This is a genomic window from uncultured Porticoccus sp. (assembly GCF_913061305.1).
In the GTDB taxonomy this organism is placed as follows: domain Bacteria; phylum Pseudomonadota; class Gammaproteobacteria; order Pseudomonadales; family Porticoccaceae; genus Porticoccus.
This window is the reverse complement of the sequence record NZ_CAJXST010000002.1, coordinates 50,354-69,149: the sequence shown is the minus strand read 5'-3', so window position 1 is coordinate 69,149 and position 18,796 is coordinate 50,354. Positions and strand designations below refer to the sequence as shown.

The following is an 18,796-nucleotide window of genomic DNA, read 5'->3' as shown; positions in this document are numbered from 1 at the left end:
TGTGGTGCTAAAGACTCTCAAGACCTGCCTCGCGGCGCTGCTGATAGGAGGGCTCCCGGCCTGCCTGATCGCCAATGCCAATGAACCAGAGCCAGAGTCAGGCAAAGAGCCAGGCGCAAAACAGGCACAGGCGACAGATGCGTCCGGTAAGCAATCAGACCGCGATACCGCCAGCCCGCCACCGGCCAAACCGGCTCCGCCAAGCACGTCGAAGCGGTCAACCCCCGATTTTTCGCCGACGGAAGAAATTTCCGAGGATATTGCCATCCCTTTTCCGGTGGATATATGACACCCTCACACAGCCATTACAACCCTGCCAGTTATCATCAACCCGGCCCGGATATTTGCGGAGTAGCCACCTATGCGGAATAACACCTCCTCGGAGTTTCTCTACCAGCTGTTCGCCCTGATTCTGGCCCTGATTCTGGTGCACAGTTTCTACGTGACACTGATTCGCCCCAACGCCAATGCCATTTTACAGGAGCAGTTGGCCCGGGAAGCCGCGGGCGAAGCCTATGTGGCAGAGCGCTCTTTTTACATTGTGGTGAAGGATTACGAACAGGAAGCCTGCTTTATTCTGATGCTGTGGGCCTTTGCCATCATGGGTTACAAAGCCCGCCGCACCCTCAATGAGCGGAAGCTGCTGTCCCTGCAGTTGCTCGGTGTCAGCGAGGGCAGTCGTGTGCTGCCGGAGGATGCGCGACAAATGTCCCGTCCCGTTCAGGCCCTGCCCGAGGCACAGCAGGGCTATCTGGTCCCCCGGACGCTGCTGGCGGCACTGCAGCGCTTCGGTTCCACGCGCAATATCCAGGACGTTTCCAGCGCCGTGGGCGACGTACTGGATACCGAATCCGACCGGCTCGACTCGGAATTATCCATGGTGCGCTATATCGCCTGGGCGATTCCATCCATCGGTTTTATCGGCACGGTTCGCGGTATCGGCGAGGCCCTAAGCCAGGCACACAAGGCGGTGGAAGGCGATATTGCCGGTGTCACAGCCAGTCTGGGGGTAGCGTTCAATTCCACATTTATTGCACTGGTGATCAGCATTGTAGTGATGTTCATGCTGCATCAACTGCAGCTGCTCCAGGAGCGCCTGGTGCTGGACACCCACAGCTACTGTGACAGCAATTTGCTGCGCCACCTGAAAACCGACTGAACAGCGGGACAGACCACATCATGAGTGTTGCCATCATCGAATTGAATGACGCAGGTATTTGCTGCGTAAACGATCGGGGGGATTTGACCGTCAGTCCCGGCTATGCACTGCTCACCCCCGAGGGTATTACCACCGGTGAGTCCGCCCTGCAGCGCGCCTACCTGGAACCGCAACAGAGCTTCAACCAGTACTGGTGGCAACTCAACCTGTCCCCCCTGCCCGTCACCAGCAAACACGCACGCCACTATGCCGATATGGCCTACGCGCAACTCCTGGCACTGCACCGCGACAGCGGTCACCCGGAGCAGGTGGTCTTTGCCGTTCCCGGCAGTTTTGACCGGGGCCAGTTGTCCATTCTGCTGGGCCTGGTGAAGGCCTCGCCATTTGAGGCAACCGGGCTGGTGGATGCCGCCGTGGCCGCCGCCAGTCGCTCTGATGCAACCGGGACCCTGGTCCATCTGGATATTCAGCTCCACCAGACCGTGATTACCCGGCTTGAGGTGACGCAGCAGATTGAGCGCACCGGCGTGGAAATCATCAGCAACGTTGGCCTGAAAGCTTTCCATGACCTCTGGGCACAGCAGATTGCCAACCAGTTTATCCGGCAGTACCGCTATGATCCCCTGCACACCGCAGCGGGAGAGCAACAGCTGTACAATCGCTTGCCGGTCTGGTTGTCGGCACTGCAGGGTCAGGCGGAAATCACCGCCGAACTGGACAGCCCACAGGGGCACTACCGACTGGTGCTCACTCGCACCGAGCTGCTGGCCAGCAGCGCATCGAGATTCCAATTGCTGCAGAGCAAACTGTCGGACCTGAAAACCAATGGTGAGACCCTGCTACTCAGTCATCGTGCCGCGCAATTGCCGGGCATTCGGGAGCAGCTCGCCCCGTTTGCCACGCTGGACGAGAACGCCGCCATTACCGGTTGCCGACATCACCTGGAGGTCATCACCGGAGACCCTGAAAACCTCCACTTTATTACCCGGCTTCCCTGCAAACCGGTTGCCACCGGCACAGCAACAGCGGCGGCGTCCGAACAGACGTATGAGCCGGAGCCCCAGCCGGACGTAACCCTGTCAAAGGCCTCCGCCGCTGCGACCCACCTACTTTATCGACACCGGGCCTATGCCATCGGCAATCGTCTGGCGATTACGCAGGATGGCGATCAATTGCGTTTTACACAAGGCGCCGGGGGCGACTGCTGCCTGGTTCGCGAACAGGACAGTGTGCAGCTCAGGACCGAAAGCTCTGCTGTTACGGTCGAAGGTGACCCCGCGGACCTGCGGGCCGGCAACAGTCTCCAGATAAATGGCGATCAGCTGGACCTGATCGAGGTGACCTGATTTGCGCCGCTCGAAACACAGGATAAGTGCCTTCAGCCTGTCGTTCCTCGATATCATGGCCTGTGGTTTTGGCGCGGTTACCCTGCTTTTCCTGATTCTCAAACATGACGTAACATCCCTGGAATCCGCTGATCCCCTGCTGAATGCTGAGGTGAATCTGCTCCAGGAGGATTTGCGGGTCGGCGAGGAAGCGCTGGTGGAGCTGCGCAACAGCCTGGCACGCGTCGATGAATCACTGGTGGAAGCGCAGGGGTTATCGGCGAGGGTGGTCGCCGATATCGAAAAAACCCGCCGCGAACTCAGCGCCCAGGCGGACCCGGAACAGCAAATCGAAATCCTGCGCAAGCAGGTCGAAACCCTGGAACGGGAAACTGCCAATCTTCAGGAGCAGGGGAATGCCGACAATGTGCGGCAATTTATCGGTGATGGTGAACGGCAGTATCTGACCGGTTTGAAACTGGGCGGGAAGCAAATCCTGATCCTGGTGGATGCGTCAGCCAGCATGCTGTCGGACTCTATTGTCAACGTGATCCGACGTCGCAACATGAGCGATTCCGTCAAGCGAAACTCCGAGAAATGGCAGCGGGCCATCCGCACCACCGAATGGCTGGTAGCGCAATTACCCCAGGACAGCCGCTACCAGATCTATGTATTCAACACCGCAGCCGAGGCGGTTGCGGGCGACGACCGGCGCTGGCGAGATACCGCCGACCGCCAGGGTCTCGATAGTGCCATCAAAAAACTGACACAGGTGGTGCCCGCCGGGGGCAGCAGCCTGATCAATGCGTTTCTGACCATTAACAGTTTCGATACGCCACCGGACAACCTGTTTTTAATCACCGATGGCTTGCCCACCCAGGGCAGAAAACCCTCGGGGTTCAAAACCATCACCGGGCGGGATCGCCTGAAGCTGTTTGCCGAGGCCACACAGATGTTGCCCCGTCGCCTGCCGGTCAACATTCTGCTGTTTCCGATGGAAGGTGACCCCATGGCGGCTGCCAGTTTCTGGCAACTGGCCCTGTCCAGCCAGGGCTCTTTCATGAGCCCTTCGAGGGACTGGCCATGAGTATCCGCCGGCGCAAAGAGCGGAGTAATACAGCCGAGATCAGCATTTCCTTCCTGGATGTTATCAGCTGTGGGTTCGGCGCGATCGTGCTGTTATTGCTGATCGCCAAAACCGTCGACTCGACGGCTTTTGAGGACTCGGTGCAACCGGCGGAGGGCAGCGTGGCCGAATTACAGCAGCAGGTCTTCGAAATACGCGGAGAAGCCCGCATTTTGAATCGCGATCTGCTATCCAAGGAGGAACAACTCTCCGACATTCGCCAACGCATCGCCCGGCTGCAGTCCGAGCTGGCCAGCGTTCGCCGACAGCGGGATGCCGTTGCACAATCGGATACCACCGAACAGGATAAGCTGACACTGGCCCTGCAGGTGCTTACGGAGGAAATGGCACGCTTAAAAGCCCGACAGACGCCCGATAAACGATCATTGATTGGCGGTATACCGGTGGACAGCGAATACATCGTTTTCATCATCGACACCTCTGGCAGCATGTTCAATTTTGCCTGGCCACGACTGCGCCAGGAAATGATCAACATTCTCAATATCTATCCGAGGGTAAAAGGCATCCAGGTGATGAACGACATGGGGGGCTACATGTTCTCCACCTATCGCGACAAATGGATTCCCGATACACCGGCCCGGCGCAAGGCGATTATCGACCGGCTGGCCAGCTGGACACCCTTCAGCAACTCCAGCCCGGTGGAGGGCGTGCAGCATGCGATTCGCCGGTTCTATGCGCCGGACCGAAAGATCAGCCTCTATGTGCTGGGTGACGATTTCACCGGGCAGTCCATAGCGGAGGTCCTGAGCAGTGTCGAGAAAATCAATCGGGAGGGGCGCAGTGGACAGCAACTGGTTCGTATCCATACGATCGGTTTCCCGGTACATTTCATGGTCAAGGGTGGCAATCTGCAGACGGCGTCAAGATTTGCTGCGCTGATGCGCGACCTGAGCTATCGTAACGGAGGAACTTTTGTCGGGCTGAACGGCCTCAAACCTGAGTGATCTATGACAAAACCCCAAGTGTCAATTAATGCGTATTGCCGGACTTTGCGGTTACTGACGTCTTTGCGTCTACTGCCAATTGTCGCGGTAATCACCCTGCTGATCGGCTGCAGCACCAATGTCACGGTCAATGGTGATTACCCCGCTGCACTGGTTGCCAAACAGCCCCTCAGCGTGGGCCTGGTTCTCGATGACAGCTTCAGCAGTTATCGTTTTACCAGTGAGAAAGATAACCGGCAACCGGTCACCATGGCATTGGGGGAGTCCCAGGTACAGCTCTTCAACCGGGTATTCACCGATCTGTTCCAGAGCAGCGCGACCTTGCAAACCCTCCCCACCGGCCAGAACACCCTGGATTTGATGATCGTACCCGAAATCACAGAAGTACAGCTGGCCACACCCATGGAGACCCAGTTGAACGTCTACGAGGTGTGGCTGAAATACAACCTGAAAGTCTACGACGGCAATGGCCAGCCTGTCGCAGACTGGATGATGAGCGCCTATGGTAAAACCCAGAGCCGCTTCCTCAAGTCGGATGAAGAGGCACTGAATCAGGCCACCGTGATGGCCCTGCGAGATGCGGGGGCACGGCTGTTGACCGGCTTTCAGCAAATACCGGAAATTCGCCAGTGGCTGGTCAACCGTCAAGCGCCCACCAAATTGAGCCAGAGGACAGAACGGTGAGAGGTGCGCTCCCCTGGCTCCTGTTGTCCATACTCGCGACCAGTGCCTGTGGCACGTCCACCCGGGTCGATGAATTTCGTCCATCCAGTACCCTGTTGCCGTTGAATAGCGACGAGAAAGTAGTGGTGGTCGGGCGACGACACAGCGGCGCCTATGAAACCGATCCGGACTTCATCAACTGTATCGGCACCAGACTCGCCACTCGGGGGCAGTTGTCAGTCATGCCGGAGCAACAGTTTCTCGACAGTTTCTACCCCTGGTTTGAACCGCGCATGGCACCACTCGGGCTAAAACGTATGGGTGGCATGCTGGAGGATCCACTGATCGGCAAGCGGGTGCGTGATCTGGGTATTCGCTACATGATCTGGGTGGACGGCAATATCGAGACCACAGAAAAAAGTGGCGCCATCAGCTGCGCTGTCGCCCCCGGGGGCGGTGGCTGCTTTGGTTTTTCCTCCTGGGACAAGGCCGCCAATTATGAAGCGATTATCTGGGACATCGGCAAACTGGGCGAAAAGGGGCGGGTGCAGGTAGACAGCAAGGGGTCGTCGTATTTGCTGGCGGTGGGGGCACCAATTCCCTTTATCGCCAGGGTTCAGGGTGAAGCCTGCGAAGGGATCGGCACCCGACTCCAGAGCTTTTTTGCCCCGGCGGGCCCCGGCAGCCCGTGATCTTTGCCGTGCCACAGGGTTTATCGCAATACAGGGTCCTCCTGTTGATAGCACTGCTGAGTTGCTGTTGCGCTGCGATGGCTGCGGACAAGCCCCCGGAAAAGCCCGAGGAAATGCACCGTGAAATCATCGCCAATATGCCACTGGTGGAGGGCAAACTGGCTGACTATGTCGACCAGGTTGGTCAACGCATTGTCCGCCATTCGGATCAGGCCGGAGATTCATTCACATTCACGGTCATCGACAACCCCGATATCAATGCCTTCGCCCTGCCGGACGGCTATATTTATATCCACCGCGGCCTGATTGGCTATCTCAACTCCGAAGCCCAGCTGGCAGCGGTACTGGCCCATGAAATCGGCCACGTCACCGCCGGACATCACGCCCGCCAGAAGCGGGCCCAGACCGGCTCAAAATTCGTTGCGGGACTACTCGCCATTCTCACCCGCAGTATGGAAGTGGGTCAGGCCAGCGCACTCTGGGGCGCATCCATGGTCAGCGGTTACGGACGGGATATGGAGCTTGAAGCCGACGAAGTCGGCAGCCGCTACCTGCACAAGTCGGGTTATGACCCCCAGGCCATGATTGAGGTGATCACCATGCTGAAAGATCACGAACGGCTGGAAAAAAAACGTGCCCTGGAGTCCGGCCGGGAACCGCAGACTTACCACGGCCTGTTTGCCACCCATCCACGGAATGATCAGAGACTGCGGGAAGTGGTCAGCAACGCAGGATCGATGCCGAATGACATGAAAGTTGAACACAATGTCACGCCCTTTCGTATTGCCACTGATGGCATGGTCTGGGGTGAAAATTTTGCAACGCGGCAACTGCCGGAGAACGCCTATCTGAACGAAGAATTTGCCTTTATGATGTATTTCCCCAAAGACTGGCAATTCAGCGAACAGCCGCCACTGGTCAACGCCCGCAACGACACCGGCGATGCCAAAATCGCGGTTACGGCGATGAATCGCACCAGAGTCAGCCCGGACCAGTTCATCAAACAACCGCTGGGGATTCCCCTGCTCAAACAATCTGAGCCCCTCACCCAGTTCCGCCTTCAGGGTCATACCGGCCTGATACCGGGCACACAGGGGCAGCCGGACCAAAGACTGGCGGTGATCTACTACGGCTACCGCGCCTTTGTCTTCCGGACAACACTGGAGCGCGGCGCCGATCAGTCACTGGGCAACCGGCAATTCATGGACATTATTGGCAGCTTTCGACCCGTCTCAAAACGCAGTCTGCAGGCCACTGAAACAAAGAATATTCACTACGTAAAAGCCACCAAAAACAGCACCTTTGCCCTGCTGGCCCAACACCTGAAATTGGGTAAGTACGGAGAGGATGAGTTGCGCATCATCAATAATTATTACCCGGTTGGGGAACCGAAGCCCGGCGAGTGGATCAAAATCATTCGTTAGAACTGGCTCGTTGTCATGGTACTGCCATCACACTTTCATGCTGAGCCGTCACACTGGACTGGTCATCAAGGAGGTAGCCATGAACCTGAACTACAGAGAACCTATCAGAATGTTGCCAAAACCGGCGATTCCCAAGCACACCGCGTCACCGGATGTGATTCATTACAAACCTCTCCCCCGCCAATGGCAGACAGATCACCGGGAGACTGACGACCAGACTATTTGTCTGGAGCAAATTGTCTTGAACAGTGATCTCGATTTTTTCTAGGCCCGCCTCTTTCTCTAGGTACGCCTCTGTCGCCGGTCCAGAGCACTGCTTAACCAGCACGGCTGGCTTACTGTACTGAGCATTCAAAAACCGCTAGGATGCTGAATGCTCAGGCTCCGTCCCGCGAAAGCATTGAATGGTTAGCCGTGCGCTAACCTCGGCCGCCTATCGACAGAAAAAGTGGCCTGAACCAGCGGCACGGCGGTGACCGATACCAATAAACTGCATTGTCAGAGAGAGTTCACTGATGGCCCGGCACGACAATCCGCAACCCAGTACCCACCTGACCACCCAATACATCATGACCTATCTGGCACCACTGGATCCGCCCGTGTCGATTGATTCGGGGCTGATGATTGTCAATGTACGCCCCGGCGGCTGGGCCAGGGGCCCTGACATTAATGGCCAGTTCATTGCGCCCGGTGCCGACTGGCTGCGCATTATGCCAGGTGGTACTTTCCGGCTGGATGTGAGGGGACTGATCGAGACAGATGATGGCGCCCATATCTATATGAGCTACAACGGTATTATCAAAAACTCTGCCGAGAGCGCAGAGCGGCTCGGCAATGGCGAGTTGCTGACCGATAAGGATATTCCCTACTTTATTGCCGCGCCCACCTTTCAGACCTCGGCGGAGAAATACGCCTGGCTCAACGATATTCAGTGCATCAACAAGATGACGGAAATCCAGTTTGGACCCGAAGGGTACGTCAAGTACGATGTTTTTCTGATCAGCTAACCTTGGGTTCTGCTTGTAACCAGCAGGCCGGGCCTAAAAATTCGCAGCAAGAAACGCAGAGCCGCCCCACTTCACGATGACAAATAAGGAGAACAAAACCATGTCAGACAGCAATCGAGTATGGCGTTTGCGCAAGCGCCCTGTCGGAGAGATTACCGATGATGTATTGAGCCTGGAACAGGAAGCCATTCCGGAGCCCGGTGAGGGCGAGTGCCTGTTTCGTCTCAACTACCTGTCACTGGATCCCACCAATCGGATCTGGATGAGCGACATGGAGCAGTATATGGAACCGGTGGCGATCAACGCCCCGATGCGGGGCGTCGTCTGCGGCACCGTCATCAAAAGTAACACCCCCGAGTTCAAGGCCGGTGATATTGTCAGCGGTATCGGCAGTTGGGCAGATTACCAGATCGGCTCACCAGCCACCGTTGGCCTGCTGGGTGAAGTTGGCGATGTGCCGGTCATTGATGCTTTTGGCACACTGGCCCTGGTTGGCCCCACCGCCTATTTCTGCCTGCTGGAGATCGGTGACCCACAACCCGGTGAAACCGTGGTCGTCTCCACGGCGGCAGGAGCGGTGGGATGCCTCGTTGGCCAGATCGCCAAGATCAAGGGCTGTCATGTGGTTGGACTGACCGGATCAGATGAGAAATGTCAGTGGATTACCGGGGAGCTCGGCTTTGATGCGGCCATCAACTACAAAACCGAAAATGTCGCTGAGGCGCTCGCCAGGGCCTGTCCAAACGGCATCGACGTCTATTTTGACAACGTCGGTGGCAAGATTCTCGACGAATGTCTCAAGCAGATGAACCTGCATGGCCGTATCCCCACCTGCGGACTGATCTCCCAGTACAATGCCACTGAACCGGTACCTGGCCCCTACAATTATGACCTGATTCTGATGCATCGCCTGAAGATTCAGGGCTTCATCATCCTGGACTACATGGATCGCTACCCGGAAGCGACCGAGGCACTGATTGGCTGGATGAAGGAAGGCAGACTGAAGGCTCGCCTGGATGTGTCAGAGGGTCTGGAAACCGCCCTGCAGGCCGTCAAGAAACTGTATACCGGTGAAAATACCGGCAAACTGATGGTCCGGGTCAAAGACGCCTGACAGGTCTTTTTACTTTCCGGGACAAACAAACCGGGCTGCTGTTGAGGCGGCCCGGCATCCCCGGACACGTTGATTGATATTCCTCGACTGATTATCCAGAGATGCCATCATGGCCTGCTGGCTGTTCAAATCCGAACCCGACGTTTTCAGCATCGATCATCTGGCTGCCGAACCGGACCAGCGGTGCCGGTGGGATGGCATTCGCAACTATCAGGCGCGCAATCATCTGCGCGACCGGGTCAAACCGGGAGACCGGGCACTGTTCTATCATTCGAGCTGCAAGGCAGTGGGAATAGCAGGGATCATGGACATCATCAGCGCAGGTTATCCTGACCCCGGCCAGTTTGATGCAGCGGGCGACGGCTATGACCCTGCCAGCACGGCCGACAACCCGCGCTGGTTCTGTGTAGACGTAAAACTGGTCAGGAAATTTGCGCGGTTGATACCGCTGTCGGAATTGAAACAACAGACGACGCTGCAGGACATGGTGCTGTTCAGGCAGGGGCGATTATCCATCGTCCCCGTCACGGCCGAGGAATGGCAGACGATTTTGTATCTGGCCGGTTAAACCGCACCGATCATTCTGGCAAAAAACCAGGCGACGCCACCCATGGCCGCCACCACAATCCACCAAAGGAACAACAGACTGAAGCGAAACGGTTTTCGCTCCACCGAATGAATGCCCGAGTTGACCACCTGGCGGATTCGCTCCAGATCTTCCTCTGAATACTCTTCTTCGCTTCTCATACCCATAAATCATTCACCACTGGTTAATTAATTTTTTGCCGTCAAAAAACCCGGCTTCAGGAATGGCTTTGCCTGTTCCGGGGTCGGGTTCGGGTTCGGCAACCATGGCACTGCACCGATCATGGGGCATGGCAATCGGGCTTGCAAGCTTGCCAGGGTCTCATGGTGGCGGTCCATTTGCTCAGGACAAACCTGGTTGGCGACCCAACCTGCCATCTTTAGCCCGTCCCGCTGGATCGCCTCTGCCGAAAGCAACGCGTGATTGATACAGCCCAGCTCCATCGCCACCACCAGAATCACCGGCAACTGCAGAATTTTGGCCAGGTCAGCGAACGTTTCCCGCTCGTTCAGGGGCACTCGCCAACCACCTGCCCCCTCGATCAGCAAAAGGTCCACCGGTTGCAGCATAATACCCCGGCAGAACCCCGCCAGCCGCTCGGCACTCAGCCGACGACCGGCTTCTGCAGCGGCAATGTGCGGTGCAATCGCAGGCGCCAGTGCCACCGGGTTTACCTCTTCATAGGACAACGGCAGACTCGACTGGGCCAGTAGCGACAGGGCGTCGGCATTGCGGAGCCCCTCACCCGTGACCTCGCACCCGGCAGCCACCGGTTTCAACCCGACGGTAGAAAGTCCGCCGTCGCGGGCCGAGGCCAGCAACGCGGTACTGATCAGGGTTTTGCCGACACCGGTGTTGGTGCCTGTCACAAAAAAACGTTTAGCCATTGCACGTTACCACCCTAAATGATCTCCCGGATTGCAGGCCATTGACCCTAGGCCATTGACCCTAGGCCATTGACCCTTGCCCATCACAGAATTTTTTACAGGCTGTGAGGAAATACGGGCTATTCACTGCGAATTTTTCCCGACTTCCGCCAATGTCTTACCGATCGCCTCAACCAGCGCGTCCACCTGATCATCGGTGTGTTCGGCACAGAGGGTTATGCGCAATCTTGCACTGCCCACGGGGACAGTGGGAGAGCGGATCGCACCCACCAGGAACCCCCTGGCACGCAGGCCCTCGCCCACCTGGTAACAGAGTGCGTCATCATGCAACATGACCGGCTGGATCGGCGTCGGCGAATCCAACAGTTCCAGTCCGAGTTCGCCGATTCCCGCCCTGAACCGTTCAATCAGGCTGACCAGTCTTTCCCGGCGCCAGGTTTCCCGGCGCAGTATCTTCAGACTGATGCGAGTGGCCGCTGCCACGGAGGGGGGCAATGCAGTGGTGTAAATGTAGGTGCGGGCATACTGGATCAGGGTTTCAATCAGGGCATCGGAACCGGCCACAAAAGCACCGAATGTGCCAAACGCCTTGCCCAGGGTTCCCATCAGCACCGGCACATCGGTGACACCGAGCCCGTAGTGCTCTGCCAGACCACCGCCGTTTTTTCCCAGCACACCAAAACCGTGAGCATCATCCACCATCAGCCAGCCACCCTGTTCGGCACAGGCCCGGGCCAACGCTGGCAGCGGCGCCAGATCCCCATCCATGCTGAACACACCATCGGTAACCACCAGTTTTCGGCCCTGTTCTGCCTTGCCAAGTCGCCGGGTGAGGTCGCCGACATCGGCATGTTGATAGCGCTGACAGGGGGCATTGCTGGCCAATCCGCCATCCAGCAGGGACGCGTGGTTAAGGCGATCCTGGTAGACGTGATCGCCCTTGTCTACCAAAGCCCGGATAGCACCCAGATTGGCCATGTAACCGGTGGAAAACAACAGCGCCCGGGGCCGACCGGTAAACGCAGCCAGTTCTTCCTCCAGGGCATGATGCTCCTGGGAATGGCCATAGACCAGGTGCGAGGCACCACTGCCGACCCCGTAGGTTTCGACACCACGGCGCATACTGTCGATCACAGCCGGGTGACTGGCCAGCCCCAGATAATCATTGCTGCAAAAGGCCACGCAGGTTTTGCCGTCCACCTGCACAATACTGTTTTGAGCCGACTGCAACAGGTGTCGACGGCGATACAGGTTGTCAATCTGGCGCTGATCCAGTCGCGCCTGTAACACCTGGTCCATGGATGATGTCATCTGACCCTTCCCTCCGGGTAAGCGAATCCACTGCCCCGGCGATGATCTGTGATAAAAATACTGCGGATGTAGAGAGCGTCGGTTAATTCACGGCGTTATAGAACAGGTGGTCTGTCTCCACCTCGGCTATTGCCCGCTGCAAAGCCCGCTCTTCCTCGAGGCTGTCCCGCTCAACCCGGTGTGTTTCAGGCTGGATACCGAGACGGCTGAGCAGCTGCATGTCACTGTTGGCCTTGGGGTTGGGGGTGGTGAGCAATTTTTCGCAGTAGAAAATGGAATTGGCGCCCGCCATAAAGGCCAGCGCCTGCATCTGGTCATTCATTTCCTCGCGGCCGGCGGACAGCCGCACGTGGGATTTCGGCATCAGGATACGGGCTACCGCTATCGTGCGAAGAAAATCGAAGGGGTCCAGGTCCTCCTGGCTGTCCAGGGGAGTGCCCGCCACTTTCACCAGCATATTGATCGGCACCGACTCCGGATGGTGGGGAAGATTGGCCAACTGCATCAACAGTCCCGCCCGGTCTTTTTCCCCCTCACCCATACCGACGATGCCGCCCGCACAGACTTTCATGCCCGCCTGGCGCACATTATCCAGGGTGTTCAGACGATCCTCATAGGTGCGCGTGGTGATGATTTCGCCGTAATACTCCGGGGATGTGTCGAGATTGTGGTTGTAGTAATCCAGGCCTGCATCGGCCAGTAACCGGGCCTGCTCTGCCTCCAGCATACCCAGGGTCATGCAGGTTTCCAGGCCGAGCGCCTTGACCTGGCGAACCATCTCGGCCACCACGGGCATATCCTTGTCCTTTGGCGACCGCCAGGCAGCCCCCATGCAGAAACGGGTGGCACCGCTCGCTCGGGCGGCTTTTGCCTCCTCGATCACCTGCTCTACAGCCAGCAGCTTCTCCTTCTCGAGGCCCGTATCGTAGCGGGCACTTTGCGGACAATATTTACAGTCCTCCGGGCAGGCACCCGTTTTGATCGAGAGCAATGTGCTGAGTTGCACTTCGTTGGGATTGAAATGCTGCCGGTGCACCACCTGCGCCTGAAACATCAGGTCATTAAAGGGCTGATTGAACAGCGCCAAAACCTCCTCGCGGTTCCAGTCGTGGCGGATATCAGTGGTGTGGCTGGCGGGCATCGGCAATCTCTCATATAGTGCAGTGACAGCTCGCTATGATAGGTGAGCCAAGGCCACTGTCAACCATAAATGGATTTTAGGTTAACAAGTGATGTTTCCATCAGTAAAAGTTGCATTTGACCGTATTCGATGGGCCCGGCTGCTGCATCGGACCAGCTATGGACTGCTGCCGGGACAATGTCTGCTGTGCGGCATCGCCTCCGGGCGGAGTCGGGATCTGTGTACCGATTGTCAGGCGTCACTGCCGTTTAATCGGCCAGCCTGCTCCCGCTGCGCCCTGCCCCTGACCACTCAGGCCGTTTGCGGCCGATGTCTGGTCAAGCCACCCGCTTTTAATCACTGCATTGCCCCTTTACGTTATGCGTATCCGGTGGATCGGCTGGTTAACAGTTTCAAACACCGGGGCCACTTCAACTGCGGCACCTTGCTGGCCGAGTTTCTGGTGGCCGCGATTGAGGCGCCTCAAAACAACGCTGGGGCCTCGTTGCCGGACTTGCTTGTACCGGTACCGTTGCACTGGCGACGGCAATTTACACGGGGCTTCAACCAGGCGGGCTGGCTGTCCCACTATTTGAGCAGGCGACTTGCCATTCCGGTTAATCAACGGCTACTGAGTCGCCACCGACACACGCCACACCAGCAGGGGCAATCCCGCAAAGAGCGACTGACCAACATCAGGGGTGCCTTTCAGCTCAATGCACCGGTGAACGGAAAGCACATTGCCCTGGTGGATGATGTGATGACCACCGGCACCACCGTCGGGGAACTGAGTGATTTGCTGATGGACGCGGGGGCCGCCAGGGTCGATGTTTGGTGTCTGGCGCGAACGCCGCTGGAAAATTAATCGGCCGACCTTGATAATGGCCCCACTGTTAAACATCAAGATTTCCGCTTATGAGTACAAGCCTTTGGCAAAAAATTCAGCAGGAAGCCACGGTGGTTGCCGGAGAAGAACCGGTACTGGCCAGTTTTCTGCAAGTCACCCTTCTGAAACACGACTCAATGCTGGCAGCTCTGGGTTTCCTGCTGGCGGAAAAACTGGGTTGTAGCGCCATGTCAGCGCTCACCCTGCACGAGGTATTCGAGGAGGCTTTTGCAGCAGATCCGGATATTGAGGACTGCATCAATTGCGATATTCTCGCCATCTATCAGCGTGATTCGGCCTGCCAGAATCTCTTCTCCACGTTTCTCTACTACAAGGGGTTTCACGCCCTGCAGGCGTGGCGTGCCGCGCATTGGCTCTGGCAGCGGGACAGAAAATCCCTGGCGCTGATCCTGCAAAACCGGATATCGGTGACCTTTGGCGTGGACATTCACCCCGCCGCCAGCATCGGTCGCGGCATCATGTTTGACCATGCCACCGGTATCGTCATCGGCGAAACGGCCATCGTCGAAGACTGCGTGTCCATCCTGCAATCAGTGACCCTCGGCGGCACCGGCAAGGAGTCCGGTAACCGTCATCCCAAAGTGCGACGCGGCGTGATGATTGGTCCGGGCGCAAAAATTCTCGGCAACATCGAAATTGGTGCCGGCTCCAAAATAACCGCCGCCAGCGTGGTATTGAACGATGTTCCCGCCCACTCTGTGGTTGCAGGCGTTCCGGCAACCGTTGTGGGCACGATTGATACTGACTCCCCTGCCGAACTGATGGACCAGGGGCTTACCGGCTGCTGCGACTGAACCAGGAAACTATCCATGTCCAAACTGAAACACGAGACCGAACTCCTCAAGGAAGCACTGCGGGTAGGCATGATCTATGCGGAAAAACGTGGTGCCGCAAAATTTGAAACCAGCGACTCAGCCAACGAAAAAATCGAATACATTTATAAACTTCTGGTGCACGACAAACTGATTCAGCCACTGGCCAATGAACAGCATGATATCGTCCACATGAAGCATAAACTGGCACTGTGGATGGCGCGGCAATTACCTGCCGGACACCGGTTACTGCAATGACAGTTGTCTCCTCTGGTTCAGCTGTCCCCCGACGGGTATTTCTGAATATGATCCGTCAGGCAAAGTGAACTCGTAACCCTTGAGACAATCAAACGTCTCAACCGGAAGATTTGCATACGACAATACCGCTCTCTTCCACAGGATGTCGTTCAGGTAATTCCTGTGCCGACGACAAAATAACAAAATGACTATCTCTGGAGTGTCCGTGAAATATATCAGCTTATTAATAGGTATTATCTTTTCGATCTCGGCGTTGGCAGAAACCCTCGAAGAGGGTTATGAAGCTGTCCGCAGTGGCAAGCTGGATGAAGGCTATGCCATTCTCTCCGAACTGGCTGCCACAGGTGATGCCGATGCACAATATGGTGTTGCGATTCTCTACAAAGAGGGCTGGGGGACGGACAAAGACATCAAAACAGCCTTTGACTACTACCAAAAAGCCGCCCTCCAAAACCACCCGGGAGCACTGTTCGAAATGGGCTGGTTTTATCAGGCTGGTGAGAACGTGGCTCAGGACTATGCCGAGGCCATAAAATGGTACGAGAAAGCCGCCAACGAAGGTCATCCCGTCGCGATGTACGCATTGGGTGGCCTGTACTATAACGGTATGGGTACGACAAAGAGTGAAGACAAGGGCATGGTATGGTTCAAAAAATCAGCCGATAAGGGCTATCCACCGGCGATCGAATTCATCAGTGAACCCTTGCGCTAGATTACAACGATTCGCACAGTACCGGATACCGTAAAGGCCAGGCTGGCTCTTCCGGTACTGCCTGCCCCGCCCCGATCCAACCGAACCCTGCTACGCCGAGCTCGTAGTAGTGAGTTAGTGTTTATCGATCACACCCGCGCAAAAAAGGCCTCCGCCTCACCAGCGGCCACGGGGCGACCAAAGTAATACCCCTGTAACTGATTCACACCGAGATCCGACAACAGGTCTGCCTGCGCCCGGGTTTCCACCCCCTCAGCCACAATACTCATCTCCAGCGATTTGGCCAGGGCGATAATTGTTTTCACCACAGACATGGAGGAATCGTTTTTCTCAAGGTTGATCACAAAGCTGCGATCAATTTTCAACGTGGCAACCGGCAATAAATGCAGATAGGACAAGCTGGAATAACCGGTACCAAAATCATCGATCAACAGTTCACAACCCAGACTTATCAGCTTGTGCAGTTTTTCCAGCATGTTATCGGTATTTGCCAGTAGGATTCGCTCGGTCAACTCCAGTTTCAGTTGACCCCGCCTTACCCTGTGGGATTCGGATGACATCTCAATACAGGTGGCAAACCGCTCATCACCGAATGAATCGGAGGCGATATTCACGCTGACATAGTAGTCGCTGTCGGGCTGACGGGCATTCCATCGACCGATCTGTTCACAGGCCGTTTCGATGCACCACAGGCCAATGTCTGCAATCAGGCCCGCCTCCTCTGCCAGCGGGATAAATTCTGCCGGAGAAACCCATTCGCCGTTCTCGCGCCGCCAGCGGGCCAACGATTCGAAGCCACGTAGCTGATGGTCGCGAGCAGAATATATCGGTTGATAGAACAGCTGTAATTTATGTTCGGCAATGGCCTTTTTCAGCTCCGATTGCAACTGCCGGCCACGCTTCATGGTGGCATCCATCTGCTGATCAAAAATCACCCAGGACGCACCGCCCTGACGCTTGGCGCGAATCAGGGCAACATCCGCATCGTGCAACACCTCATCCGGAGCACTGTGGTGACTGGCGTTCAGAACCACCATCCCCATGCTGGCTTTCATGTCAATTTTCTTGCCGTTAAAAATGTAGGGTTGCGCAAGGGTATTGATAATTCTTTCGGCAATGACTTCAATGTGATTGATGCTTTCCAGCTCCTCAAAAAGCATCACGAATTCATCGCCGCCCAGCCGTGCCACCGTATCGGATTTGCGCGTCAATGTTCGAATACGTTCGGCGGCGCTCATCAATAACTGATCCCCCTGCGTGTGGCCATAGGTGTCATTAATCAATTTGAAATTATCCAGATCCAGCAATACCAGCATGGACAGCACATCGCTCTCCGCCCGCCCCAAAACCGTCAAATGGTCACCGAGACGCGCCAGAAACAATGCGCGACTGGCCAGATCCGTGAGCTGGTCACTGTGTACCAGCCGGTGCACTTTTTGTTCGGCGTCCTTCTGGGCGCTGATATCAAAGGCACTGACCAGCAAGGTGGGCTGATAGGCAATCTCGGCCCGTGTAAAACTGAAGTACAGCCAACGCTGGTCACCCTGGGCTGTTTCTATTTCGAACGACTCATGAGATGCATGGCCGGGAAGTGATTCAGTATTGGCGACGCTCCCTGCATACTCGGCAAATTGCCGACCAAATAGGTCGTGCACACTGATCAGGGGAAGGGCCTCTTTATTGAGCCCGATAATTTTTTCCAGCGCTGGATTTGCATACGTGATCCGGTCACCCACAATAGTGAAAATAGCGGTCTTGGTTGTATCCGCCAATTGCCTGAAACGGTCCTCACTCTGCTTTAACAGTGTGGCCATGGTGCCGATTCGACGGCTCAGTGTTACAGCGATGCCCAGCAGGATCAGTGGGAGCCCCGCGATAGCAACCATACCTGCCAGCTGCCCCACAGACAGAGCCGATGGCTGCGAGTTGGTCAAAATGGTATCGGGGGCAAAATAACCGGCCAACATAGCGACAAAATACATGGCACTCACCGCCAGACCCAGCAACAGACTCAGCCCCAGCTGGGTCGCCACTGGCGACAGCTTGTATCGACCAGCCAAGGTCTTACCCCAGGACAAGCCGCCCCAGGCCAGCAGGTACAAAGCGCTACCGGCGACGATCACCGGACCCGTCGAATAATACATTTTCACCGGACTGACAATGGCCTCCATGCCGAGATAATGTGAGGCGCCAACACCGGCAGCCAGCGCCAGGGCCGAGAGGTGCAGAAACCAGCCAGTGAGCAATTCGGCCGAAAACAAAACAATCAGTACGCCGCAGGCTGCCATCATCGGAGTCACGGATAGCAGGGTCTGCTTGAGATCATATTGAAGGGGAAAGGGCAACTGGAAAGCCAGCAGGCTACCAATGAAGTGCATCGCTCCTATACCGGCACCCATGGCAGCACCACCGGCCAGCAACCAAAGATAACGGGAGGGTTGCCTGATCACCTTAAATCGGTCGCTGACGGGTAAAACCAGCGAGGTAGCAAAAACAGGCAGCATAAAGGCCAACAGGGCAATGAACTGATGATATTCACCAGTCATAAATGTTTCGGCGTGAATATCAGGATTTACAATTTGCCAAAAACCCACCTTGATTCCTTATTATTATTTTTATGAATGCCCACGCTTATTCTGACATTTTTTCTGCTTGATGAGCAGACCCTGTTTGCGATGCAGGAAATCACGGAAGCAATACTCCGCCCGCCACGGCTGTTATCGAGACT

Annotated in this window: 21 protein-coding genes; 16 read left to right on the top strand and 5 right to left on the bottom strand. The window is 56.4% G+C overall.

All coding sequences use genetic code 11. From position 1 onward, the window contains the following. Position 1 precedes the first annotated feature (1 nt). The 12 genes from QZ516_RS02405 to QZ516_RS02350 all read left to right on the top strand — a co-directional run bounded on the left by QZ516_RS02405 (position 2) and on the right by QZ516_RS02350 (position 10,043). Positions 2–289 carry a hypothetical protein gene (locus QZ516_RS02405; RefSeq protein ID WP_297185711.1) on the top strand — a complete coding sequence of 96 codons (288 nt, stop codon included), beginning with the start codon at positions 2–4 and terminating at the stop codon, positions 287–289. Positions 290–361: 72 nt separating this feature from the next. Then, positions 362–1,159, top strand: a complete 798-nt coding sequence (locus QZ516_RS02400) for a MotA/TolQ/ExbB proton channel family protein (RefSeq protein WP_297185709.1) — start codon at positions 362–364, stop codon at positions 1,157–1,159. A gap of 20 nt (positions 1,160–1,179) precedes the next feature. Continuing rightward, positions 1,180–2,505 (top strand): hypothetical protein, encoded by a 1,326-nt coding sequence (locus QZ516_RS02395; protein ID WP_297185706.1) that lies wholly within the window; start codon positions 1,180–1,182, stop codon positions 2,503–2,505. Between the two features lies 1 nt (position 2,506). Further along, on the top strand, positions 2,507–3,571 hold the full coding sequence (locus tag QZ516_RS02390; RefSeq protein WP_297185704.1) for a VWA domain-containing protein: 1,065 nt from the start codon (positions 2,507–2,509) through the stop codon (positions 3,569–3,571). Continuing rightward, positions 3,568–4,575 carry a VWA domain-containing protein gene (locus QZ516_RS02385; protein ID WP_297185701.1) on the top strand — a complete coding sequence of 336 codons (1,008 nt, stop codon included), beginning with the start codon at positions 3,568–3,570 and terminating at the stop codon, positions 4,573–4,575. The genes QZ516_RS02390 and QZ516_RS02385 overlap by 4 nt, the downstream gene beginning before the upstream one ends. A gap of 3 nt (positions 4,576–4,578) precedes the next feature. Next, positions 4,579–5,259: a hypothetical protein gene (locus tag QZ516_RS02380; RefSeq protein WP_297185698.1), complete on the top strand. Its 681-nt coding sequence runs from the start codon at positions 4,579–4,581 to the stop codon at positions 5,257–5,259. After that, a complete protein-coding gene (locus tag QZ516_RS02375; RefSeq protein ID WP_297185695.1) occupies positions 5,256–5,930 on the top strand; it encodes a hypothetical protein in 675 nt (224 codons plus the stop codon). The genes QZ516_RS02380 and QZ516_RS02375 overlap by 4 nt, the downstream gene beginning before the upstream one ends. A gap of 44 nt (positions 5,931–5,974) precedes the next feature. Then, positions 5,975–7,354, top strand: a complete 1,380-nt coding sequence (locus tag QZ516_RS02370) for a M48 family metalloprotease (RefSeq protein ID WP_297185692.1) — start codon at positions 5,975–5,977, stop codon at positions 7,352–7,354. A 79-nt stretch (positions 7,355–7,433) separates the two neighbouring features. After that, positions 7,434–7,622: a hypothetical protein gene (locus QZ516_RS02365; protein ID WP_297185689.1), complete on the top strand. Its 189-nt coding sequence runs from the start codon at positions 7,434–7,436 to the stop codon at positions 7,620–7,622. Between the two features lie 247 nt (positions 7,623–7,869). Further along, on the top strand, positions 7,870–8,361 hold the full coding sequence (locus QZ516_RS02360; protein ID WP_297185686.1) for a DUF3237 domain-containing protein: 492 nt from the start codon (positions 7,870–7,872) through the stop codon (positions 8,359–8,361). A 100-nt stretch (positions 8,362–8,461) separates the two neighbouring features. Next, a complete protein-coding gene (locus QZ516_RS02355) occupies positions 8,462–9,475 on the top strand; it encodes an NADP-dependent oxidoreductase (protein WP_297185684.1) in 1,014 nt (337 codons plus the stop codon). A gap of 109 nt (positions 9,476–9,584) precedes the next feature. Beyond that, positions 9,585–10,043 carry an EVE domain-containing protein gene (locus QZ516_RS02350; protein WP_297185681.1) on the top strand — a complete coding sequence of 153 codons (459 nt, stop codon included), beginning with the start codon at positions 9,585–9,587 and terminating at the stop codon, positions 10,041–10,043. On the opposite strand, the gene QZ516_RS02345 is transcribed toward QZ516_RS02350, so the two are convergent. From QZ516_RS02345 to bioB, 4 genes are all read right to left on the bottom strand, one after another. After that, entirely contained in the window at positions 10,040–10,228 is a 189-nt protein-coding gene (locus tag QZ516_RS02345; protein WP_235189818.1) for a DUF3094 domain-containing protein, read from the bottom strand. The two genes, QZ516_RS02350 and QZ516_RS02345, sit on opposite strands and share 4 nt — an antisense overlap. A 21-nt stretch (positions 10,229–10,249) precedes the next feature. After that, positions 10,250–10,948 carry a dethiobiotin synthase gene (gene bioD / locus QZ516_RS02340; protein ID WP_297185677.1) on the bottom strand — a complete coding sequence of 233 codons (699 nt, stop codon included), beginning with the start codon at positions 10,946–10,948 and terminating at the stop codon, positions 10,250–10,252. A 123-nt stretch (positions 10,949–11,071) separates the two neighbouring features. Further along, a complete protein-coding gene (bioF, locus tag QZ516_RS02335; RefSeq protein ID WP_365332667.1) occupies positions 11,072–12,259 on the bottom strand; it encodes an 8-amino-7-oxononanoate synthase in 1,188 nt (395 codons plus the stop codon). An 82-nt stretch (positions 12,260–12,341) separates the two neighbouring features. Then, positions 12,342–13,400 (bottom strand): biotin synthase BioB, encoded by a 1,059-nt coding sequence (bioB, locus tag QZ516_RS02330; RefSeq protein WP_297185674.1) that lies wholly within the window; start codon positions 13,398–13,400, stop codon positions 12,342–12,344. Positions 13,401–13,491: 91 nt separating this feature from the next. On the opposite strand from bioB, the gene QZ516_RS02325 reads away from it, so the two are divergent. The 4 genes from QZ516_RS02325 (at position 13,492) to QZ516_RS02310 (ending at position 16,068) form a co-directional block, all read left to right on the top strand. After that, the gene (locus QZ516_RS02325) at positions 13,492–14,244 is read left to right on the top strand and encodes a ComF family protein (protein WP_297185671.1); all 753 of its coding nucleotides are present in this window, start codon (positions 13,492–13,494) and stop codon (positions 14,242–14,244) included. A gap of 50 nt (positions 14,245–14,294) precedes the next feature. After that, the gene (cysE, locus tag QZ516_RS02320) at positions 14,295–15,080 is read left to right on the top strand and encodes a serine O-acetyltransferase (RefSeq protein ID WP_297185668.1); all 786 of its coding nucleotides are present in this window, start codon (positions 14,295–14,297) and stop codon (positions 15,078–15,080) included. 15 nt (positions 15,081–15,095) lie between these two features. Then, complete coding sequence (locus QZ516_RS02315; protein WP_297185665.1) at positions 15,096–15,356, top strand: DUF5062 family protein; 261 nt, start codon at positions 15,096–15,098, stop codon at positions 15,354–15,356. Positions 15,357–15,561: 205 nt separating this feature from the next. Further along, the gene (locus tag QZ516_RS02310) at positions 15,562–16,068 is read left to right on the top strand and encodes a tetratricopeptide repeat protein (RefSeq protein ID WP_297185663.1); all 507 of its coding nucleotides are present in this window, start codon (positions 15,562–15,564) and stop codon (positions 16,066–16,068) included. 128 nt (positions 16,069–16,196) lie between these two features. Here the strand turns inward: QZ516_RS02310 and QZ516_RS02305 are convergent, their stop codons facing one another. Next, positions 16,197–18,614, bottom strand: a complete 2,418-nt coding sequence (locus tag QZ516_RS02305; RefSeq protein WP_297185660.1) for an EAL domain-containing protein — start codon at positions 18,612–18,614, stop codon at positions 16,197–16,199. Between the last annotated feature and the right edge of the window lie 182 nt (positions 18,615–18,796).